Source organism: Microcoleus sp. S36a_B3 (genome assembly GCF_036700745.1).
Classification (GTDB): Bacteria; Cyanobacteriota; Cyanobacteriia; order Cyanobacteriales; family Microcoleaceae; genus Microcoleus.
The window spans coordinates 38,442-59,994 of sequence record NZ_JAUBPN010000023.1 but is presented as its reverse complement, the minus strand read 5'-3'; the positions used below and the strand labels follow the sequence as shown (position 1 = coordinate 59,994).

Genomic DNA, 21,553 nt, shown 5'->3' with positions numbered 1-21,553 from the left:
GCTGAGACAGATATCAGAGAATGAGAGGTTATTTAAGTTATTGTTACAACTCACTCTAAAATAGACAGGCTATGATAGCAAAAAAGCAACTCCCAATTCCTGAATATTTCGAGGCAAAAAAAGTAGGCGAAGTTTGGCGCGTACCTTACCAAGAACGGGCTTTTCAAGCTAAAAGTTGGGCGAAACAGCACGAAATCCCGCCCGCAGCCAGGGACAGAAACCGCATTTGTTTGTTGATAATCGATGCCCAAAATACTTTTTGTTTGCCGGAATTTGAACTATTTGTAGGCGGGCGTTCCGGTAGCGGTGCAGTAGACGACAACCTGCGCTTGTGCGAGTTCATTTACCGCAATTTAGATAGAATTACAACTATTGCGCCGACAATGGACACCCATACGGCGATGCAAATTTTTCATCCGATTTTTTGGATAAATGATGCAGGCGAACACCCGCAACCAGCCGCCACATTAATTACTTTGGAAGATGTGCAAAAAGGTATTTGGAAAGTTAATCCAGCCGTCGCCGACAGCATCAGCGGTGGCAATTTTTCGGCCCTGGAAAAACACGCTCTCCACTACGTGCAGAAACTCAGCGATGACGGCAAATTTCCCTTGACAATTTGGCCCTATCATTCAATGTTAGGCGGCATCGGACACGCCTTGGTTTCTGCTGTGGAAGAAGCGATATTTTTTCACAGCATCGCCCGCGAAAGTCAAGCACTTTTTGAAATTAAGGGCGGCAATCCCTTAACTGAAAACTATTCGGTTTTGCGGCCGGAAGTTTTAGACGGGCCGGATGGGGTTTCTATTGCTGAAAAAAATGCTAAGTTTATTGATAAGTTGCTAGGTTTTGATGCGGTAATTATTGCGGGACAAGCAAAGAGTCATTGCGTTGCTTGGACGATTGATGATTTGCTGGCGGAGATTTTGGCGCGAGATTCGGAGTTGGCACAGAAGGTTTATTTGTTGGAAGATTGCACTTCGCCGGTGGTTGTTCCGGGTGTTGTTGATTTTACCGAAGCAGCAGATGCGGCTTTTCAAAGATTTGCTGCGGCGGGAATGAATGTGGTTAAATCTACTCAGTTTCAGCTAGAATAAAGATAAGTTAGCAACAGGCTAGGACTATGACATTAGTATTTAATGATCTGAATAGCCTTGACCAAGTGCTAGAAACTGCTTTAAACCTAACCTACGAACAGCAGGAAATGTTGATAAAAATTCTCCAAAGCCGTCACCGCGAAAATCGTCGTGCAGAAATAGCTGCGGATGCAAAAAAAACCTTGGATGATTTCCGTGCAGGCAAATTTCGACAGCAGTCAGCCGAGGATGTCATTGCAGCTTTGCGCCAATATTTATCAACTGATTGATGATCGAATCTAACTTGCCCAAAAAACTCTCTATAGCGGTTCTCAAGCGTGGTGAGGATAGCCCTATGCCCTATGCCCACGGAGGCCAGCGGCACCTCATATGAGAGCTCGAAATGCTATATCTCTCTCAGCGCTCTCTGCGTTCTCTGCGGTTCATTAATTCCTATAATCTAATTATTTCCCATCCAATCTCGGCACGCCTTCTAAAAAAGGGCCGCTCAACATTAATTCAGTTATCCTATCTAACTTGCCGCTGATTGGCAATTTTTTATCGGTTTGAAATCGCTCGATATCTGCTTTTAAATCGCCACTATTATATCCTAATTTTGTCAAAAAATTGATCGCCTGTTTGTCACTTAACAAGATATCGGCAGAGCGAAAAATCGGCACGTATTCATTCCGCCAAACTAAGGCAAAAGTTGCTCTGTCTAAATAGAAAATCTTGCCCCGCGCCGGGTCTCCAATGGCTGCTAAGCTGTCGTTCATTCTCAGCAAAGCTACTGCGTGCGGTAGCTTGCGCGGGCCGTCAAACAGCCAAAATGCTAGCACTCCGGGGCGATTAATTTGCTGGATTTGCTCCCAAGTGGGCGCTAGTTCGATCGCATTTACACCCAACCCCCTCGCTGCTACAATCAACTGCGGCATCGAAGTGCCCAAACGACTCGTGCCCGCCAAACGCGCTACACTTGATTCCGTCGCATCCATTCCCCATATTCTCAATACTGTTGCTAGCGCCGCCGGTGCACAACTGCTGCTAGAAGTTTGCCGAAATACACCGTTTGGTTGCAAATTATCAATTAAATCATCATAAATTGGCGCGAGAAAATAAGCCTCAGCGCTGGTAAATCCGCCCAATCCCAGCAAGCCAATTAAAATTACTGCGATTACTTGCGATCGCGCCGTCAGCCAACTTATACTAAACCCAACACCGCAGACTCCCATCAGCATCACCCTGAGCAAAGTCCAAGTAACCTGCATCCCGTGCACGCGCCACTCGATCGGCAAAGCAGGCATTTGCGGCAGATTTAGAGCCAGCAGCAGCAAGGCAAAGTAGAAACCCAAAAACAGCAGGGCGAGAGAATTTCTGCCCTTAAACAAATCCTTAGCCGTCACTCCCGATCGAACTAACAGCTTTCCAAAGCGCATTCCCCAGACAAACAGCACCGAACCCAGTAGCAGTGTCAACAATATTTCCATGAATTCAAAATTTTGTTGCTTAACTAGGTTTTAACACGCTGTGCGATCGATCGTCCGTGGCGCAGTCGCCAATTGGGAAAATTGCCCGGAAACTGGAAAATAAACAACACTTTTAATAGTGCGATCGCCCCCACTCGCACTGTAAAAAAATGCTTATTGCAAAAAAGAGATGCTTCCTTAAAATTTGCCATTTGTCAAGCATTCGAGTAATTTTTTTTACCACTTCTAAAAACTCCTAAAAAAAAATAGCACCGCAAAAAAATCCCAAATCGATCGCCCAAAACAGATATATCTCTTGTAACATAGAGAGAAGTCAAAACCCATTCAAATATAGTCTGGGAGGCTGAAACCGGGTGTTTTTACGAAAATATTAGCTCGCAGCGTTTAACGGTGAAAAATTAAGGTTTGAAGGTTTGATAGAGCCTTTCTCAAAAAGATGAGGTACTATCCGGCATAGGGCATAGGCCAAACCGGGCATAGGCCAAACCGGGCATAGGCCAAACCGGGCATACCTCACTTTTTAGAGAACCGCTATATCATGTCCTGTCGATTACCGTAACAAAAATCGAAGGAGGCAGAGCCTCGCCTATCTGCATTACCACGCAGAGCGAAAGTAACGGGCAATCGCTTAAGTTGTTAAATTTTCATTCCTTACCTATATAGTGTCCGCTCGATTGACCGATCGCGCCATTGGATCGCGCGTGTGGAATGCGAGTTTGTTCGATCGTTGGGGAACTCGCATTCCACACAGATCGGTTTTTGTTATGGCAATCGATCGGACACGATCTTATACACTTAGAAAAATGCAATTATTAATGTATCTTTTGATACATCTACTCGTAATTTTTATAAAATTAGAAAACTGTTAAGTAATACTAATCAATCGCAGCATCAGAATTTGCAGCTTATTGACAATAAAATTTGATACTCCCACACTTCATGCTGCTAAACGCCTTACGGATAAACACTTAACGATAAAAAGAAATATTTTTAGATCGAATCGCGGCTAAAAACCCTCATTATTGACACCAGTCTTCTAAAATATTTACTTATCATTCAAATTTAATATTTGTTTTATAATCGCAGCAACAGTACGGTAAACTGAATAACTAAGACAAGAAAATGTGGAGTTCGCTTAAAGCGAGTTCGCACAACTTGGTCGATTGCAATATTGAGTTAATCAAAAGTGTAAAATCAGCAGGGATATTTGAAAGACTTATGCTAACAATAAATCTTTCGACCCCTTCTGCTTTCCGTGCGCTCAAAATATTTCGCTAATAGACCTTTAGCAAACAGCAAAAAAGCGCTTTGATAAACTTCAGTGATGTCGTTACAGAAGATTTATGAATAGGAACGAAGGCTAGGCTATGACAAAATTTTCAGAGCAATTTTCCCGGCGTAAATTTATCGTTACCGCAGGTGCATCTGCAGTCAGTACAATACTCCTCAAAGGCTGTTTGGGAAATCCCCCAGAACCCGGTGCAACTGCAGGTGCCGGTACTAACACAGGTAGCAGCGCAGTACCTGCGGCCACATCAGCAGTTGCTGTGGCCAACGAGAAAAGAGTAGAAGGCATCGAAAGCACAAAGGTTATCTTGGGATATATCCCGATCGTTGAAGCAGCAGCGTTAATTATTGCCAAAGAAAAAGGTTTTTTTGCCAAATATGGAATGACCGAAGTGGAAGTCGCCAAACAAGCCAACTGGGGTTCGGCTAGAGACAACTTAGAAATTGGATCTGCAGGTGGCGGTATTGATGGAGGCCAGTGGCAAATGCCCATGCCTTATCAAATTAGTGAAGGTCTGATTACCAAAGGTAGCGTCAAAATTCCGATGTATGTTCTAGCCCAGTTGAACACTCAAGGAAATGGAATTGCGATCGCCGGAAAACACAAAGGCAAAGGCATCGGGCTCAAACTAGACCAAGCGGCCCAAGACTACATGAAAGGCCTCAAAAAAGCAGGCACACCCTTCAAAGCAGCCTACACCTTCCCCAAAGTCAACCAAGACTTTTGGATTCGCTACTGGCTAGCAGCTAACGGCATCGATCCCGACACAGAAGCCGAGTTGCTAACAGTACCGTCAGCCCAAACCGTAGCCAACATGAAAACCGGCAGCATGGACGGTTTCAGTACCGGCGACCCCTGGCCCCTGCGGATCGTCCAAGAGGACATCGGCTTCATGTCCGCCCTCACGGCCCAAATCTGGAAAGATCACCCCGAAGAGTATCTAGCTATGCGCGGCGACTGGGTAGACAAACACCCCAAAGCCACCGAAGCCATGCTAGCAGGACTGATCGAAGCGCAGCAATGGTGCGACAAACCAGAAAATCGCGCCGAATTAGTTGCCATTACTTCTGGCAGAAACTACTTTGACGTACCTCCGGCAGTTTTGACACCTCCCTACCAGGGCAAGTACATGATGGGTGACGGCCAACCAGAAATCAACGATTTCAAGATGAGCCCGCTGTACTGGAAAGACGGCCTCGGCAACGTTTCCTATCCTTATAAGAGTCACGATTTGTGGTTCTTAACCGAAAGCGTGCGCTGGGGCTTCCTACCAACCAAAACCTTGGCGGATAAAAAGATGATCGATAAAGTCAACCGCGAAGATTTGTGGAAAGCCGCAGCAAAATTGGCCGGAGTTGCTGATGCTGACATTCCTAAAAGTACGTCTCGCGGTATTGAAAAGTTCTTTGATGGCAAAGAATTTAACCCGGAAAAGCCAGAAGATTACCTCAAGAGTTTGGCGATTAAAAAAGTTTAATGGGTCAAAGCTGACCGTAATTTAGCATCAAAAAATTACGGTCATAAAAAATAGCGCAAACATAGGAGATTAATAGGATGGCTGTAAGTACAAATCGAAGGGATCGAGGCGCTGCACAAGGAGCGTTTGGAGAGTTTTGGAAGAAGAATTCATCAAATATTGTGCCGCCAATTTTAGGAATTTTGGGATTTCTGTTAGTTTGGCAATTCCTGTCGAGTACGGGACTGATCAAACTGCCGGGCCCGACGAGCGTTTGGACTGACGAACGGACTCGGATCTTGTTGCTGTATCCTTTCATGAATTCCAAAACCTACGGAATCGGCTTGTTTTGGCAGACTTTGGCTAGTTTGGAACGGGTAGCAAAAGGCTACACTCTCGCCGCTGCTGTAGGAATTGCTGGGGGTGTTTTGGTAGGTACAAATCCGTTGCTGAACAAGGCTTTAGACCCAATTTTTCAGTTTTTGCGGATGGTTGCGCCTCTGGCTTGGGTGCCGATCGCCTTGGCTGCACTGCAACAAAACGAACCTGCTGCTTTGTTCGTGATTTTTATCACCGCAGTTTGGCCGATTTTGATCAACACCGCTGAAGGTGTCCGCCAAATTCCCGACGATTACAACAACGTAGCGAAAGTGCTGCAACTGACTCGGAAAGAGTATTATTTCAATATTTTGTTTCCGTCGGCACTTCCCTACATCTTCACGGGATTGAGAATTGCGATCGGGCTGGCTTGGCTGGCGATTATTGCAGCGGAAATTGTGATGTCGGGGATTGTTGGTATCGGCTTCTTTATTTGGAACGCTTACCAGCAAAACTACATCAGCGAAATTCTCTTAGCGGTGTTCTACATTGGTGCTGTTGGTTTGTTCCTCGATCGCATGATGGCTTGGTTGCAACACAAAATTGCTCCCTCTGAAGGCAAATAACTAATTTGGCAGTTGGCAGTTGGCAGTTGTCAGTTGGCAGTTGTCAGTTGTCAGTTGTCAGTTGTCTACTCGTTTCCAGGCTCTGCCTGGAAACGCAGCTCCAGAGGCTGTGCCTCGAATTTTACTCCTATAAAAGTGAGGCAGAGCCTCGCTTACATGGGTTCCCAGGCAGAGCCTAGGAACCAGTTAAACCAGTTAAATTTCTAGCAGTTGTTCGATCGAAACAAATAACAAACAGTCAACAGTCAACAGCTAGCAAAATAACCAACTACAAAAAAGGCAAGAAAACCATGTCAGTTTTGATTGCGGTAGAACAGGTCGGAAAAACATTTAATTTGTCAGACGGCGGCACGTACATAGCCCTCAAAGGCATCGACTTAGAAATTAAAAAAGGCGAATTTATCTCCTTAATCGGACACTCCGGCTGCGGCAAATCTACCCTACTAAATATGGTGGCGGGTTTGGATCTGCCCACAGAAGGATTGGTGACGATCGAAGGACAAAGAATTACCAAGCCAGGCCCCGATCGCATGGTAGTATTCCAAAACTATTCGCTGCTACCGTGGCGGACGGTCAGAGAAAACATTACCCTAGCCGTAGACTCGGTGATGAGCGGCTTACCCAAAGCCGAACGCCTCGAAATCATTCAAAAACATATCGACATGGTGGGCTTGGCTCCCCACGCCGAAAAGCAACCTGCACTGCTCTCCGGCGGACAAAAACAGCGCGTGGCGATCGCCCGTGCTCTAGCTTTGCGCCCCAAACTGTTACTCTTGGACGAACCCTTCGGCGCTTTGGATGCTTTGACTCGCGGCAACTTGCAAGAAAAGTTGATGGAAATCTGCCAAGAGTACGAAATCAGCGCCCTGATGGTAACGCACGACGTTGACGAAGCAGTGCTGTTGAGCGATCGCATCGTCATGCTCACCAACGGCCCTGAATCGAAGATTGGCGGCATCCTCGAAGTAGACATCCCCCGCCCCCGCAAGCGTATGGAAGTAGTCACGCACCCCAGCTACTACGCCCTGCGGAGCGAAATGATTTACTTCCTCAACCAGCAGAAACGAGTCAAAAAACTGCGGGCGCGCAAAGTACCCGCGATCGCCCGCCACGGCCTAGAAAAAGTCAACCTCGAACTCGGCTTCATCCCCCTCGCCGCCTGCGCTCCCCTAGCCATCGCCAAAGAAAAAGGCTTATTTGCCAAACACGGACTCGATGAAGTCCACCTCGTGCGGGAAACAAGCTGGCGCGGCATCGTAGACGGCATCGCCGCAGGCTACTTAGACGCAGCCCATATGCCCTCTGGGATGGCGGCGTGGTTGAGCTTGGGAGGCCACCAAGAAAAGCCAATACCAACCGTTACAGCCCTCACCATGAGCCGCAACGGCAACGCAATTACCCTCGCGAGGCGCTTTTACGACCAGGGGATCTACACTCTTGCAGATTACAAAGAAATGCTGCGCCGAACCCCCGCCCAAACTCACCGCATGGGTATCGTTCACCCTTCATCGATGCACAACCTGCTGCTGCGCTACTGGCTGGCTTCCGGCGGCATTGACCCCGATCGCGATGTTTCGCTCAAAAACATCCCTCCAGCCCAGATGATCGTGGACTTGCAAGGCGGCACGATTGACGGTTTCTGCGTTGGCGAACCTTGGAACCTGCGCGCCGCGATGGAAGGAGTCGGCTTTACTGTAGCTACGGATTTGGAACTGTGGCCCGGACACCCGGCAAAAATTCTGGGAGTTCGAGAAGAGTGGGCGAATGCTTACCCCAACACTCACATTGCTCTAGTCAAAGCTTTGCTGGAAGCTTGCCATTATTGCAGCGATCCGGCCAATGCTGAAGAAGTTTCCGAAATTGTGGCGGGACGCGAGTACGTCGCTACTGACAAGAGTTACATCCAAATTGGCGATCCGAAATCTGCAGCTTGCAATCTGGATACTCCGATGCGGGAATACGCCCACCACTTGTTCGCCGGAGACGGAGTAAACCGCCCCAGCCGCACCGAACAGTTGTGGCACATGGTGCAGATGGCGCGTTGGGGCGATACTGTGTTCCCCCGCAACTGGGTAGAAATTCTGGAACGGGTGGTGCGAGTAGGCCCCTTCAGCACGGCGGCCCGAGAGCTGGGGATGTCTGATATTACTTACACTCGGGGTTCTCTCCGCTTGTTTGATGGCTCGGTGTTTAATGCTGACGATCCGATCGGCTATCTCAACAATCTCGCGATCAAACGCGATTACACGATGGCTGAAGTGATTCTGGATTCTGGCCGCAGAGCTGTTGCTTAAAAGGCGATCGTCATTGCGCCAAACGACCGCAATAAGATTAGTTCGTAGTGTGGACTTTAGTCCGCGATATGTTGCGGACTAAAGTCCACACTACAAACCGTGTTTGCTATCGCTAATCACCTACTTAAGACTTCCTAAACCCATGATTAATACTGCTGTCAACCAGACGAACACCAAAACCCAAATCCAGCAACCGACCGATCGCCGCCAGCCTTTTTTGGTGATGGACAATGTTCATAAAGTATATCCAAACGGTTACAGGGCATTAGAAAACGTTAACTTGACCGTAGCTGAGGGAGAGTTTATTACTCTGATCGGACACTCGGGCTGTGGCAAATCCACACTATTAAATATGGTGTCCGGTTTTAGCCATCCCAGCGAGGGCACCGTGTCGATTAACGGGCAGCGGATTGTTAAGCCAGGCCCCGATCGCATGGTAGTGTTTCAGGGTTACGCTTTGTTGCCTTGGCGGACTGTATTTGAAAATGTTTACATTGCCGTTAATGCTGTATTTCCTAACAAGTCGAAGGTCGAAAAAAATGCGATCGTCAAAGAACATTTGGCGATGGTGGGGCTCACAGAAGCTGCTGACAAAAGACCACCGCAAATTTCAGGGGGGATGAAACAACGGGTGTCCATCGCCCGCGCTTTGGCGATTCGCCCCCAGGTGCTGATTTTAGACGAACCGTTTGGTGCTTTGGACGCCATTACCAAGGAGGAATTGCAGGAAGAGTTGCTGAAAATCTGGAACGATCACCGCTGTACGGTGTTGATGATTACTCACGATATTGACGAAGCGCTGTTTTTGGCCGATCGACTCGTGATGATGACTAACGGCCCGTCAGCGACCATCGGCGAGGTTATGGAGATTCCTTTCCCCCGTCCGCGCGATCGGGTACAAATGATGGAAGATCCCGAATATTACAACCTGCGGAACTACGCCCTAGACTTCCTGTTCCGCCGCTTCGCTCACGATGACGACGCTTAAACCCTTGGAGATTGGGACTTTAAAATGGGAAATGCTGGAAAATTAGAGCTCCAGCATTTCCCCAATTTCAGGGAACATCGCTGCGGGTGAGATGTCGCTGGTGCGATCCTCTTCGAGGGCTTCGCTAACGGGTAAACTGGAGCTTAATTGTTGGGGATAAGTTTTTCGACAAAGTTCGGATCTTTTTCTCAACTTTTACGTCTACCCGCTAAGAGACCCGATTGCCTAGCTGTCGGTAAGCTGGCATGAATTTAGCCCAACTTTGACTGAAGGTGGGCTTCTTTCCTATGTTATCCACAGTTTTTGCTAAATTGACACTTGGTGCATTCCACCCTTTTAAGTGTCACAGGCCCAATCTTGATTAGTGTTTTATCGATTAATATTTTGCCAATCTAGCAGTTATCAGTAGGGAAACGGCACTGCCCTCTCCGGCGCTGGACTCTGCAACTTTTAACAACATAATCGGGTAAGGAAACGGCACTGCCCTCTCCGGCGCTGGACTCTGCTTTTAACAACATAATCGGGTAGGGAAACGGCACTGCCCTCTCCGGCGCTGGACTCTGCTTTTAACAACATAATCGGGTAGGGAAACGGCACTGCCGTGTCCGGCGCTGGACTCTGCTTTTAACAACATAATCGGGTAGGGAAACGGCACTGCCGTGTCCGGCTGGACTCTGCTTTTAACAATTGGCCTCAGATTGATGATTGTAGCTTTTTTAAATTAGTATTACTCAAGTTTGCACGGAAAACTCCTCTGAGTCAATATCCCAATTTACCCAGCGAATTGCCTCTTTAGCAGATGTCACATCTGGCGGAACTCGCAAAACATGAATGTGTCCGGTGCTCGGACAAATCATTTTTAACAGATAAATATCTTCTTTTTTCGGAGCATCATCATCGTCATCGAAATCATCTGGATCGAAGCCATCAATATCAGCATCAATTTTGAGCAGCGTGTATTCTTTCCAGCAATCTAATTCTGTTGCTTGCAGTTCCGAGCAAATTCTAGCATAACCAATTTTCTGAATTAATACTCGTCTTAATTCAGCATTTTTTTCTTCTAAAAGCCATTGTGCTTGCCACAGATTGGGGTGAATTTGTCCGTATTTTTCAGGTAATGTTACACCGTGGTAGGAATAGATTTTGTAACCATCGGGAAATTCCAGTGCAGGTTCACCTTCTGCGTGGAGGCGGTATTCGCTGTCAAGGCTAAGCTGACAAGGGCGCGAGCACACAATGCAGGTATCATCTAACAAAATAATCCAGCCGCATTCTGCTAAAAGCTGGTTCAGACATTCAAAAAGTTTCTGTGCTTCTGGTTTGATAATAATGCCCAAGGAAACACAGAATTCAGCAAGAGCGAGAGCCTCAGCCACATATTTCGGAGTAACGCTCGATGTTAAGTAGTTCCAATAGCCGGAAAAGTCTTCATTCAATTGAAGCATTAACTCTTGCTCCCATATTAGCATTATCCCCGAAAGTTCCCACAGCAATTCCATTATTAAGGGAAAGGGGTGCAACGCATCTTTGACCAGTTTGTCAAGTCGCTGGATCAACTCAGTCTCATTCGACATTTTTAGTATTTGTATTTGTGCTAATGCTCCATTGGGGCTACTGCAAAAATTTATTTCGGGAGGTTCTAAACCGATGGCTTCGTAGACAGCTTTAACGGCGGCTGTGGCTCTGGGACGAGAAATGGATTCGGTAGAGTTAGCGAGAGTTCCCCACTTTTGACGACAGGCTTCGATGAGAGCCTTCTGTTCAGGTGTAAAGTCTACATACAAATAATCAATCAAACTCGTGAGAGATTTTAGTGGTGTCATATCTGATATTTGATTGTTGCCCAGATCCAGATGAATTAAATTAGTCAGAGAGCTGAGGGGGCTGATGTCTAATATTTGATTCCAGCGCAGATTCAGATTAGTTAAATTCGTGAGAAATTGGAGTGATTTGATGTCTAATATTTGATTGTTTTTTAGATACAGATTAGTTAGATTCAGATGAGTCAAATTAGTGAGAGATTGCAGGATGGTGATGTCTGATATTTGATTGTGTTCCAGATTCAGATGAGTTAAATTAGTGAGAGATTGCAGAGGGGTGATGTCTGATATTTGATTGTCTCCCAGATTCAGATGAATCAAATTAGTGAGAGATTGCAGAGGGGTGATGTCTGATATTTGATTCCAGCGCAGATTCAGATTAGTTAAATTCGTGAGAGATTGTAGAGGTGTGATGTCTGATATTTGATTGCCGTCGAGATCCAGATTAGTTAAATTCGTGAGAGATTGTAGAGGTGTGATGTCTGATATTTGATTGCCGTCGAGATTCATCTCTGTCAAACTCGTGAGAGATTGTAGAGGCGTGATGTCTGATATTTGATTATAGTGCAGATACAGCTTATTTAAATTAGGCAGAGATTGGAGGGGTCTGATATTTGATATTTGATTGTTGTATAGATTCATCTCTGTCAAATGAGTCAGAGATTGCAGTGCTGTGAACTCTGATATTTTATTTACAGCGAGATTCAGATGAGTTAAATTAGTGAGAGATTGCAGTGCTGTGATGTCTGATATTTGATTGTTGTACAGCTCCAGAAAAGTCAAAAAAGTCAGAGATTGGAGTGGTGTGATGTCTGATATTCGATTGTTGTCCAGATTCAGATAACTCAAGTGAGTCAGAGATTGGAGTGGTGTGATGTCTGATATTTGATTGTTGTACAGATTCAGATGAATCAAATTAGTCAGAGATTGGAGTGATGTGATGTCTGATATTTGATTGTTATCCAGATTCAGATATCTAGAATTAGTCAAAGATTGGAGTGATGTGATGTCTGATATTTGATTGTTGTCCAAATACAGATGAATCAAATTAGTCAGAGATTGCAGAGGTGTGATATCTGATATTTGATTTTCGTGCATATCCAGAGAAACCAAATTAGTCAGAGATTGCAGAGGTGTGATGTCTGATATTTGATTCCAATGTAGCTCCAGCCAAGCCAAATTAGTCATAAATTGTAGAGGTGTGATGTCTGATATTTTATTGCTGTGTAGCTCCAGCCAAGTTAAATTAGTCAGAGATTGCAGAGGTGTGATGTCTGATATTTGATTGTTGCTTAGATATAGAGAAGTTAAATTAGTTAGAGATTTCATAGCTCTGATATCTGATATTTGATTGCTTTCCAGATACAACTTATTCAAATGAGTCAGAGATTGCAGGGGTATGATATCTGATATTTGATGGTTGCACAGATACAACTCATTGCTACTTGACAGTATCCGGTTCGCTTCATTAATGTCAGAACTGCCAGCACGCCATAAGATCACATCAACTGTATATCTTGCTGCTGGTGAAAGACTATCTTTGTGCAAGCACCAGTCGGCAAAGCTGCTGAATTCTGCGGGATTTGGTTGTTTTTCAGACATAAAATTGTTGTAAATTAGGATAATATCAGACTAGGACTTACGCACGGATGGCCAGAAACCGGGTTTTTACGAGATAATTCGCAGGCAGCCCAGTGTCTAATTTAGTGGCTGCAAGTTCTTGACAAGTACGATCGCACAAAATGACATCCAATCCTGTAAATGCCGATCGCACAAGCACCCACTTTAATCATTTCCACAGCGTGCGATCGATCGCCAAAAGTGGAAAGCGATCTCGCCCTCCACTTTTCCCGATAAACTGGAATCAGAGCCTCTTGTGCTGGCGTCAGTTTTTTAACTTTTTTAGTCGGCGACATATCTCCAACCTTGCGGCTCATATTCGCGCTGAATTCGCACCATCCAATTACCTTCAGGAATTGCGATCGCATGGTGTTCTTCGTGACTCAATAAAGCTGTGGGCGAAAGCACCCGCAAGTACAGAGTACCGTCTTTTTCGTACAGTTCAGCTTGTCCCTCAATGATCTGGTGAGAATGTCCCGTGACTTCACCTTCGGCGAGAGTTAGGTGAGGTTTCTTTTCTCCTGCGATTTGCGGTACGGGGGTGAGAATTACGTCGCCTTGTCGGATGGGCTGCATAGGTTTTTTCTAATTTTTGTTTGCTGATGTCGATCGAGCTTTCGTACTACTATTTTATTGCCTCTTACGGTGGCATGACTGTTGAACAATTGAAAAAATATATCGATGAGCAAGATATATCTGTTGAATAAACAGACTTATTGTGCTTTGATGTCGTCATCCACCCTCTCACTGCTTAACGCTTGCGCTTGTAAGGTTGTAAGTCGGTGGAATCAAGCGCGTCACCGCACCTCCGATCCCACACCAATCGAGGCGACAAGCGTGGGGATTCCGGTGTTTTTAGCTAAAATTTGTTACAATTTGTAAAAATACTGGATAAGGAATTGTAAGATGCGGGTTGCGATCGCAGGTGCGGGACTGGCTGGAATGACCGCAGCAGTCGATTTAGTCGATGCTGGCCACGAAGTAGAAATTTTTGAATCTCGCCCCTTTGTCGGCGGCAAAGTAGGCAGTTGGGTAGATCCCGACGGGAATCATGTGGAAATGGGTTTGCACGTCTTCTTCGGCTGCTATTATAACTTATTTGCTCTGATGAAAAAAGTAGGAGCTTTTGACGATTTGCTCCTCAAAGAACACGTTCACACTTTTATCAATCGAGGGGGCGAAACTGGTTCTTTAGATTTTCGCTTTCCGGTGGGTGCTCCGTTGCACGGTTTAAAGGCATTTTTTACTACATCCCAACTATCAGTACAGGACAAAATTCAAAATGCGATCGCCCTCGGAACTAGCCCCATCGTCCGAGGTTTGATCGATTTTGACGGAGCAATGAAAACTATCCGCGATTTGGATAAAATTAGCTTTGCTGACTGGTTTCGCGGTCAAGGCGGCAATCAAAACTCCCTCAAAAGAATGTGGAATCCGATCGCCTACGCACTAGGTTTTATCGACACCGAAAATATTTCTGCCCGGTGTATGTTGACAATCTTCCAATTCTTTGCAACAAAAACCGAAGCCTCTATGATGCGGATGCTAGCCGGTTCTCCCAGCGAATATTTGCACAAACCAATTGTGGAGTATTTAGAAAGCAAAGGAACCAAAATTCATACTAGGCGCAGAGTCCGAGAAATTCAGTTTCAAGAAGCAGCAGAAACGCGCGTCACAGGCCTGATAGTAGCGAACGGCGAAACCGAAGAAAATATCACCGCCGATGCCTACGTTTTCGCCTTAGACGTGCCGGGAATTCAAAAAATATTGCCGCCAGCTTGGCGTAAATGGTCGGAATTTGACAATATTTACAAATTGGATGCGGTGCCGGTTGCTACAGTACAATTGCGGTTCGACGGTTGGGTAACGGAACTGGAAGATGAAGCACAGCGCAAACAGTTGAGCCACGCTGTAGGAATTGATAATTTGCTATATTCAGCAGATGCAGATTTTTCTTGTTTTGCAGATTTGGCGCTGACAAGTCCCAAGGATTACTATAAAGAAGGACAAGGTTCTCTGTTGCAGTTGGTGCTGACACCGGGCGATCCGTTTATCAAACAAAGCAATGAGGCGATCGCCCAACACGTACTTAAGCAAGTTCAGGATTTATTTCCCTCAGCACGGGAATTAAACATGACTTGGTACAGCGTGGTTAAGTTGGCTCAATCTTTGTATCGCGAAGCACCGGGAATGGATGTTTACCGCCCCGCTCAAAAAACTCCTGTACCTAACTTCTTTTTAGCAGGAAGTTACACTCAGCAAGACTACATTGATAGCATGGAAGGTGCAACAATTTCCGGTCATCAAGCCGCTAAGGTAATTCTCGAAGTTTACGGTCATTAGTCATTAGTCATTAGTCATTAGTTGGTTGTTGGTTATTGGTTCCTATTTGTTGGTAATAATAACCAATAATATCGTTTCCGGTTGCATTGGAATTATATATTTCTATCTATCGACGAGAGTGCAAGCGTCCTCGATCGCTATTTAGGTAGCGATCGAGGACGCTCGCACTCTGATAATTCCGATGCTACCGGATTTGATATAACCAATTCCCCATGACCCATGCCCCATTCCCCATTCCCAATCTAAAATATCTAAAATCCCATGACTGATTGGTTAGAACATAGCGTACAAGTAGAAGTGGCAATTCCTATCGAATTAGCGTGGGAACTTTGGTCAGATTTAGAACAAATGCCGCGCTGGATGAAGTGGATAGACTCTGTTCGCATTCTTGAAGATAACCCAGAATTATCTCGTTGGAAACTCGCAACGGGCGGGTTAGAATTTAGCTGGCTTTCTCGGATTCTGAAATTAGTACCGAATCAGATAATTCAGTGGGAATCGGTAGACGGTTTGCCGAATCGGGGTGCGGTGCGATTTTACGATCGCAAAAACAGCAGCATAGTCAAACTGACAGTGGCCTATGGAGTTCCCGGTTGGCTGGCAAAATTGATGGACAATTCATTTCTAGCGCGAGTTGTTGAATCGACTATTCAGGCTGACTTGGAAAGATTTAAAGAATATGCTCTGAATGTTAAAGCGAAAGCTTAAATTTTGAGGACTGAAGTCCAAACGATCGAGCCAGTTTGATGTTCGGACTTCAGTCCTTTAATTTTAATTTGTAACGCCATAGCCGAGATGTCTTGTACCTCAGTATCATAGAAATATGCTGCTGATTGCTTCTCGGTTCAGTTATGGTATCAGTTCTAAAAAAATGTAACTTCAGGCAACATCCAAACCTTGATGTTATCAGCCATCCCCCATCGAAAATCGAAAATCGAAAATCGAAAATGGTATGAGTTATTGCCTAAACCCCTCCTGTCAAAACCCGCAAAATGCCGATCGCACCCAATATTGCCTGAGTTGCGGCTCCAAACTGTTACTCAGAGAGCGTTACCGCGCCATCAAACCCCTCGGGCGCGGCGGTTTCGGCCGCACTTTTTTAGCAATAGACCAAGACAAACCCTCAAAACCGCGCTGTGCAATTAAACAGTTTTTCCCCCTATCCCAAGGAACCAGCAGCAGCGAGAAAGCAGCAGAATTATTCAACCGAGAAGCCGTGCGGCTGGACGAATTGGGGAAACACCCACAAATTCCCGAATTGCTGGCGCACTTTCAACAGGAACGCTATCAGTATTTAGTACAGGAATTTATAGAAGGTGAGAATTTACAGCAAGAATTACTGCGAAATGGGCCTTTGGGCACCAATCAAATTTTGAGTTTGCTGAATGATTTATTACCAGTATTGCAGTTCGTGCACTCGCGCAGTGTCATTCACCGAGATATTAAACCGCCCAATATTATCCGCCGCCGTCTTTCTCAAACTCCAATAAATTATAGTTACCCCACATTAACCGGGGAATTAGTTTTAGTTGATTTTGGCGCAGCCAAACTTGTGGAAGGTTTGAGAGAAACCGGTACAGTAATCGGTTCGCCGGAATTCGTCGCGCCGGAACAAATTAGAGGTCAAGCGGTTTATGCCAGCGATTTTTACAGTTTGGGTGTTACTTGCATTTATTTGCTGACTCAAGTATCTCCTTTTGATTTGTTCGATATCAATCAGGATGTTTGGGTTTGGCGAGATTTTTTGAAGGTTCAAATCCCTCCGAAATTAAGCCGCATTCTGGACAAAATGATCGAGTCGAGTCTCAGTCGCCGCTACAAATCTGTAGCTGAGATTCTCCAAGATTTGCAGCCGCAGCAGTCGCCTCCACAGGTTCCCCCGACTCCCGCGCCAATAGCAATTCCAGTGCCACAGACTGCGCCTGCTGTGCAGAATACGGTGCCGCCAACGGTTGCAGGCACGATTATACCTGTGCCCCGGAAGCAGCGGGTTTTGCCGGCCCGCGCGCCTACTTGGAGGTGCGTTCATACTCTGGTAGGGCATTCTAATGCTGTCACGTCGGTAGCTTTCAGTCCTGATGGGGCGACTTTGGCTAGCGGGAGTGAGGATAAGACGATTGAGATTTGGAAGTTGGAGGCGGGGAAGCGCTGGTACACTCTCACGGGCCATTCTGACTGGGTGACTTGTGTGGCGTTTAGTCCAGATGGTGCGACTTTGGCTAGCGGTGGTCGGGATAAGACGATTCAAATTTGGGATTTGAATAAGGGTAAGTGGTGGTACGCTTTGCGCGGTCATGAGGATCGGGTTTATGCTGTGGCGTTCAGTCGCGACGGTCAGGTTTTGGCTAGTGGTAGTCGGGACAAGACTGTGCAGTTATGGAATTTGAATAAGGGTAGGCCGATGTCGGTTTTGACTGGTCACGCTGGTGGGGTGGAGGCGGTGGCTTTTAGTCTTGGTGGGGAGTTTTTGGCTAGTGGTAGTCGGGATAAGACTGTGCAGTTGTGGGATTGGCGCAATGGTCGATCGATCTGTACTTTAGCAGAGCACGGGGATTGGGTGCGGGCGATCGCCTTTGCTGGAACCTCCCCCAGTCCTCTTGCCGGTCAGACCCCCCCCAGCCCCCCCTTGGTAAGGGGGGGAGTTGGAGAAGGATCATCGGTTTTGGTTAGTGGGAGTCGGGATGGTACGGCGAAGTTGTGGCGGGTGGATGCAGGGGGGGAAGGTACGCTGCTGCGGAGTATGAGGGATAATTCTGGGGATGTTTTGTGTGTGGCGTTTAGCCCGGATGGTGGGGTTTTGGCAACGGGGAGTCGGGATGGTTCGATTTATTTGTGGGATGCGGCGACGGGGGGTTTGCTGGAACTTCTGACTGGGCACGAGGGGGAGGTTTTGTCGGTGGCGTTTAGTGCTGATGGGGGGTGTTTGGCTAGCGGTGGGGGCGATCGAACTGTGAAGATTTGGCGGGGAATTGGGTTGTAGGGCGATCGAACGGGATGCAGAAACCGGGTTTTTTGCGGAAAATACTTGCTTGTAGCCCTTGAGTCTGGTGCAAAACCCGGTTTCTGGGGCGGGAGTCGATAAATTTTTGAATATTTATGCTTGACAGGCGATCGAATGTTGTGCTAAGTTAGTAATCCGTGAGGACGCATAGCTCAGTTGGTTAGAGCACTACGTTGACATCGTAGGGGTCACTGGTTCGAGTCCAGTTGTGTCCATATTTTAAAGCCCGTTATGTAGCGGGTTTTGCTGTTTTTGGCGTTGGATTGTGTGGTAAGGGCGATCGCTTCAAGTGGTAGAGTTTGATATGGCAAGGGCGATCGCCCTTTGGCAAGAGGGTTTACCTGTTGTACCCGTGCGATTAAATGTCATTCATCAGCATTTAGAGGAGTTAAAGGGCAGGGCAAAATTGTCTGAGGTCTTCAGCAAAATGAATTAATTTGGCTTGTTCACTCATGGCTGCCGCTGATTAGAGAAATTACATCTAATTCTGGTATTGAAAAGCGTCGGCACTCGGCAACGCTAATGGTGTAACGAACATCGCCAACGCCATTTCGGAGATCCGCTTCAATAATTCTGGGAAAATCTCTCTCGACTTTGAAATAGTTAACTTCTCGTGGGGTATAGCCAATTTGTTCATAGTAGGGAATATGTATATCCAGATAGCCAACTTCAAAAAGGAGTATTTCTAATTCTTCCTTGGCTATAGGGTCGTTTTCGAGAAGTGATCTAAGACTGGCGACAATATCTGGTAGAGATTCACCTCTTTCTTGTCTAGCATCAAGGGATAGGTGCAGTAAAATCAGTAGGATTTTTATTAATTCCCCCTAAAATTTTACAGCCGGCCTTCTGAAAACCTAAGCTCATCCCACCTGCACCGCAAAAAACATTGAGGACAGTAGGTAATTTTATATTTTTTGTTTCTGGTCTAAGTCCTAGCATTATCGATCAAAAAAAATACGCGATATTTTATAATTTTACATTCATTTGTAACTAATTCATCATAAATTTTAAAATATGTATTTCATCTTGCAATATTGATATATAGCCTTTCTCAAAAATATGAGGTATCATGTTACTGACACTCACTCGTGAGGATCCAACAGAGAAAATCAGATCAAATCAACTAGAATTACATGGTTACGCACAAGCCACGCGAAAGCGATACCACAGATAATAGCATTTGTTTGACAGCACGAAGAAGTTGACTCATAACACGTTTACTTATACTCCTCTTCATACATTGGTAAAAATGAAAGCTTATTCGATTGATTTTAGGCAAAAGATCCTTGATACTTATCATACTGAACCGATTTCACAAAAAGCAATAGCTAAGCGTTTTTCGCTCTGCCCTCAGCTTTGTACAAAAATTGCTTAAATAATATCGTGAAACAAAAAACATTACTCCCCGAACTGACCGATGTGGAGTCAAGGGCAAACTGAATGCAGAGCAACTACTTATATTGGGGGAATTGATTGAAGTAAACAATGATGCAACTCTTGAAGAACTTCGTCCCAAACTTTATGGGAAAATTGGATTTTCCCTGAGTATATCGACAATAGCAAGAATGATAAAACTCTTAGATATTACTGTCAAAAAAAACTCTCTTCCCTTCGTGGCAAAGGCACCGATCGAGTTCAACTCCTGCGATGTGAGTTCTGGCAAAAAATTAAAGCGTAAGGTTTGAAAGACTTAATATTCATTGACGAATCAGGAGTTAATTTGGCAATAGTTAGGTTATATGCTAGAGCTTTGAAAGGTCAAAGAGCCCAGGGCCCAAGACCAACGAAACGTGGCAAAAATGGATTAATAATTGGAGCCCTGTCAGTCAAGGAAATTTTGACATCTGTTAATCTAATAGGCGGGACTGATGCAATTACATTTGAGGCTTTTATTATCAGAAAACTTGTGCCAAAACTATGGAAAGGGGCTTGTGTAGTCATGGATAATTGTTCTATTCACTTGGGAGAAGAAGTGAAAAAAGCTATCGAAAAACAAGGGGCAAGATTAATATACTTATCGACCTATTCACCAGATTTTTCACCAATAGAAAATCTGTGGTCAAAACTTAAAAATATTCTCCGTTCTATCAAGACTACTAATTATCAAGAATTAGCGAAAGCCATAGATTTGGCATTCAGTCAAGTTACATCATCAAATATTTTTAACTGGTTTACACACTGTTGTTATTGTACCTCACCTTTGTGAGAAAGGCTATATCATCTGCAGTCAATTACCAGTCATAAAAGTGTTTGTATGGAGGACGAAAAGTCCTCCATACAAACCAATTTTATGGTGGTCATTCTAGCGAACATGATATAAATTATCTATTCCCAATCATCAGCCTCCGACTGTTTGTGAATCTGAGAAATCGCCAACTGAATCACCTGCCTTACCTGCGCTTCCGATTCATTAACAAGTGCAGCTTCCAACGGTTCCAAAAGAACAGAAAAGTCCGGCGGATATTCGCTAGTTCCAATTTTCATCAATGCTAGAGCCGCCGCTTTTCTACTTTCCCAACTTGCATGGTGCAGCAACTCAATTAAGTTAGAAATTGCAGGTTTGTAAGCCGTAATTCCCAAAGCCGATGCTGCTTCCACACGCACAATTTCCGCTGTGTCTGTGAGAGCATTAACTAACAGGTTGAATGCAGCTTCTTCGGGTTCTTCTTGAGCGATTTTGGCGATCGCCCCTACGACAGCAGCCCGCACCTCAACCGAATCCGACGCGATTTCCCGATACAAATATTTTTTTGCCTTCGAGCCAATAAACGCCAAAGCCCAAGCCGCGTGTCCCTTAGTATTTTCAGAATGTTTTGGCGAAGCTAAAACTTCCAACAAATGCGGCACAGACGGTTCGCCCAACTGAGCTAGGGCTGCCGCCGACGAACCGTGGACAACAGTATCATCATCGTGCAAAAAAGCCTCTAACAGCGCCGGAAGGGCGACGGGATCGCCAATCAGAGTCAGCGTTTTAGCACTTGCTCTGCGGACGACAGGGTTGGGGTGGTGTGCTAGAGCTTCCACCAAAAAAGGAGTTGCTGGTTTGCCAATTAAGCCGAGGGTTTCGGCAAAATTCAGCCGCATCATTCCCCGCGAATCTCCCATACATTCGACCATCTTTTTGAGAAGTTCGCTATCGTTGGGATTGAAAGTTTGGAGAGATCTTTGTTCCCTCACCGTTTGCAGCAAAGCGTCACTTTCTGCTGGATCGATCGCTGTTTGAATGTTAGTCATGG

Annotated in this window: 17 protein-coding genes, 1 tRNA gene and 1 pseudogene; 12 read left to right on the top strand and 7 right to left on the bottom strand. The window is 45.6% G+C overall.

Annotated features, from left to right (window positions below; all coding sequences use genetic code 11):
• Positions 1-71: 71 nt before the first annotated feature.
• Positions 72-1,097: an isochorismatase gene (locus QUA01_RS21310; RefSeq protein WP_333090268.1), complete on the top strand. Its 1,026-nt coding sequence runs from the start codon at positions 72-74 to the stop codon at positions 1,095-1,097.
• A gap of 26 nt (positions 1,098-1,123) precedes the next feature.
• On the top strand, positions 1,124-1,366 hold the full coding sequence (locus tag QUA01_RS21305) for a hypothetical protein (RefSeq protein WP_333090269.1): 243 nt from the start codon (positions 1,124-1,126) through the stop codon (positions 1,364-1,366).
• Positions 1,367-1,540: 174 nt separating this feature from the next.
• Here the strand turns inward: QUA01_RS21305 and QUA01_RS21300 are convergent, their stop codons facing one another.
• Positions 1,541-2,551: a cysteine peptidase family C39 domain-containing protein gene (locus QUA01_RS21300; RefSeq protein ID WP_333090271.1), complete on the bottom strand. Its 1,011-nt coding sequence runs from the start codon at positions 2,549-2,551 to the stop codon at positions 1,541-1,543.
• 35 nt (positions 2,552-2,586) lie between these two features.
• Positions 2,587-2,754: a hypothetical protein gene (locus tag QUA01_RS21295; protein ID WP_333090273.1), complete on the bottom strand. Its 168-nt coding sequence runs from the start codon at positions 2,752-2,754 to the stop codon at positions 2,587-2,589.
• A 1,176-nt stretch (positions 2,755-3,930) separates the two neighbouring features.
• Here QUA01_RS21295 and QUA01_RS21290 point away from each other — a divergent pair.
• The 4 genes from QUA01_RS21290 to QUA01_RS21275 all read left to right on the top strand — a co-directional run bounded on the left by QUA01_RS21290 (position 3,931) and on the right by QUA01_RS21275 (position 9,533).
• Entirely contained in the window at positions 3,931-5,328 is a 1,398-nt protein-coding gene (locus QUA01_RS21290) for a CmpA/NrtA family ABC transporter substrate-binding protein (RefSeq protein WP_333090275.1), read from the top strand.
• A 77-nt stretch (positions 5,329-5,405) separates the two neighbouring features.
• Positions 5,406-6,251, top strand: coding sequence for a nitrate ABC transporter permease (gene ntrB / locus QUA01_RS21285; RefSeq protein WP_333090277.1), 846 nt, complete (start codon positions 5,406-5,408; stop codon positions 6,249-6,251).
• Positions 6,252-6,541: 290 nt separating this feature from the next.
• Positions 6,542-8,545, top strand: a complete 2,004-nt coding sequence (locus QUA01_RS21280) for an ABC transporter ATP-binding/substrate-binding protein (protein WP_333090278.1) — start codon at positions 6,542-6,544, stop codon at positions 8,543-8,545.
• Positions 8,546-8,687: 142 nt separating this feature from the next.
• Positions 8,688-9,533, top strand: coding sequence for a nitrate ABC transporter ATP-binding protein (locus QUA01_RS21275; protein WP_333090279.1), 846 nt, complete (start codon positions 8,688-8,690; stop codon positions 9,531-9,533).
• A gap of 731 nt (positions 9,534-10,264) precedes the next feature.
• Here the strand turns inward: QUA01_RS21275 and QUA01_RS21270 are convergent.
• The 3 genes from QUA01_RS21270 to QUA01_RS21260 form a co-directional block, all read right to left on the bottom strand.
• The gene (locus QUA01_RS21270) at positions 10,265-12,955 is read right to left on the bottom strand and encodes a leucine-rich repeat domain-containing protein (RefSeq protein WP_333090281.1); all 2,691 of its coding nucleotides are present in this window, start codon (positions 12,953-12,955) and stop codon (positions 10,265-10,267) included.
• Between the two features lie 101 nt (positions 12,956-13,056).
• Positions 13,057-13,269 carry a hypothetical protein gene (locus tag QUA01_RS21265; protein ID WP_333090282.1) on the bottom strand — a complete coding sequence of 71 codons (213 nt, stop codon included), beginning with the start codon at positions 13,267-13,269 and terminating at the stop codon, positions 13,057-13,059.
• Positions 13,256-13,549 (bottom strand): hypothetical protein, encoded by a 294-nt coding sequence (locus QUA01_RS21260; protein ID WP_265238746.1) that lies wholly within the window; start codon positions 13,547-13,549, stop codon positions 13,256-13,258. The genes QUA01_RS21265 and QUA01_RS21260 overlap by 14 nt, the downstream gene beginning before the upstream one ends.
• A 330-nt stretch (positions 13,550-13,879) precedes the next feature.
• On the opposite strand from QUA01_RS21260, the gene zds reads away from it, so the two are divergent.
• The 5 genes from zds (at position 13,880) to QUA01_RS21235 (ending at position 18,753) form a co-directional block, all read left to right on the top strand.
• Positions 13,880-15,316 (top strand): 9,9'-di-cis-zeta-carotene desaturase, encoded by a 1,437-nt coding sequence (zds, locus tag QUA01_RS21255; RefSeq protein ID WP_333090283.1) that lies wholly within the window; start codon positions 13,880-13,882, stop codon positions 15,314-15,316.
• Positions 15,317-15,577: 261 nt separating this feature from the next.
• Positions 15,578-16,024, top strand: a complete 447-nt coding sequence (locus tag QUA01_RS21250; RefSeq protein WP_194013045.1) for an SRPBCC family protein — start codon at positions 15,578-15,580, stop codon at positions 16,022-16,024.
• 244 nt (positions 16,025-16,268) lie between these two features.
• Positions 16,269-18,296, top strand: a complete 2,028-nt coding sequence (locus QUA01_RS21245; RefSeq protein ID WP_333090284.1) for a serine/threonine-protein kinase — start codon at positions 16,269-16,271, stop codon at positions 18,294-18,296.
• A 162-nt stretch (positions 18,297-18,458) separates the two neighbouring features.
• Positions 18,459-18,532: transfer RNA gene (locus QUA01_RS21240), tRNA-Val, on the top strand.
• Between the two features lie 74 nt (positions 18,533-18,606).
• Entirely contained in the window at positions 18,607-18,753 is a 147-nt protein-coding gene (locus tag QUA01_RS21235; RefSeq protein WP_333090285.1) for a hypothetical protein, read from the top strand.
• 10 nt (positions 18,754-18,763) lie between these two features.
• Here QUA01_RS21235 and QUA01_RS27510 read toward each other — a convergent pair whose 3' ends face one another.
• Positions 18,764-19,111, bottom strand: coding sequence for a PD-(D/E)XK motif protein (locus QUA01_RS27510; RefSeq protein ID WP_442921576.1), 348 nt, complete (start codon positions 19,109-19,111; stop codon positions 18,764-18,766).
• A gap of 455 nt (positions 19,112-19,566) precedes the next feature.
• Between QUA01_RS27510 and QUA01_RS21230 the strand changes: the two are divergent.
• Positions 19,567-20,523 (top strand): annotated as a pseudogene (locus QUA01_RS21230) (IS630 family transposase).
• A 119-nt stretch (positions 20,524-20,642) separates the two neighbouring features.
• On the opposite strand, the gene QUA01_RS21225 reads toward QUA01_RS21230, so the two are convergent.
• A complete protein-coding gene (locus QUA01_RS21225; RefSeq protein ID WP_333090287.1) occupies positions 20,643-21,551 on the bottom strand; it encodes a HEAT repeat domain-containing protein in 909 nt (302 codons plus the stop codon).
• Between the last annotated feature and the right edge of the window lie 2 nt (positions 21,552-21,553).

Excerpts from the sequence above, each read along its gene's own strand:
- QUA01_RS21225 (WP_333090287.1), bottom strand. The coding sequence starts at position 21,551 with ATGACTAACATTCAAACAGCGATCGATCCAGCAGAAAGTGACGCTTTG.
- QUA01_RS21250 (WP_194013045.1), top strand. The coding sequence starts at position 15,578 with ATGACTGATTGGTTAGAACATAGCGTACAAGTAGAAGTGGCAATTCCT.
- QUA01_RS21295 (WP_333090273.1), bottom strand. The coding sequence starts at position 2,754 with ATGGCAAATTTTAAGGAAGCATCTCTTTTTTGCAATAAGCATTTTTTT.
- QUA01_RS21245 (WP_333090284.1), top strand. The coding sequence starts at position 16,269 with ATGAGTTATTGCCTAAACCCCTCCTGTCAAAACCCGCAAAATGCCGAT.
- QUA01_RS21275 (WP_333090279.1), top strand. The coding sequence starts at position 8,688 with ATGATTAATACTGCTGTCAACCAGACGAACACCAAAACCCAAATCCAG.
- QUA01_RS21310 (WP_333090268.1), top strand. The coding sequence starts at position 72 with ATGATAGCAAAAAAGCAACTCCCAATTCCTGAATATTTCGAGGCAAAA.
- QUA01_RS21270 (WP_333090281.1), bottom strand. The coding sequence starts at position 12,955 with ATGTCTGAAAAACAACCAAATCCCGCAGAATTCAGCAGCTTTGCCGAC.
- zds (WP_333090283.1), top strand. The coding sequence starts at position 13,880 with ATGCGGGTTGCGATCGCAGGTGCGGGACTGGCTGGAATGACCGCAGCA.
- QUA01_RS21305 (WP_333090269.1), top strand. The coding sequence starts at position 1,124 with ATGACATTAGTATTTAATGATCTGAATAGCCTTGACCAAGTGCTAGAA.
- QUA01_RS21290 (WP_333090275.1), top strand. The coding sequence starts at position 3,931 with ATGACAAAATTTTCAGAGCAATTTTCCCGGCGTAAATTTATCGTTACC.
- QUA01_RS21265 (WP_333090282.1), bottom strand. The coding sequence starts at position 13,269 with ATGTCGCCGACTAAAAAAGTTAAAAAACTGACGCCAGCACAAGAGGCT.
- QUA01_RS21260 (WP_265238746.1), bottom strand. The coding sequence starts at position 13,549 with ATGCAGCCCATCCGACAAGGCGACGTAATTCTCACCCCCGTACCGCAA.
- ntrB (WP_333090277.1), top strand. The coding sequence starts at position 5,406 with ATGGCTGTAAGTACAAATCGAAGGGATCGAGGCGCTGCACAAGGAGCG.
- QUA01_RS21280 (WP_333090278.1), top strand. The coding sequence starts at position 6,542 with ATGTCAGTTTTGATTGCGGTAGAACAGGTCGGAAAAACATTTAATTTG.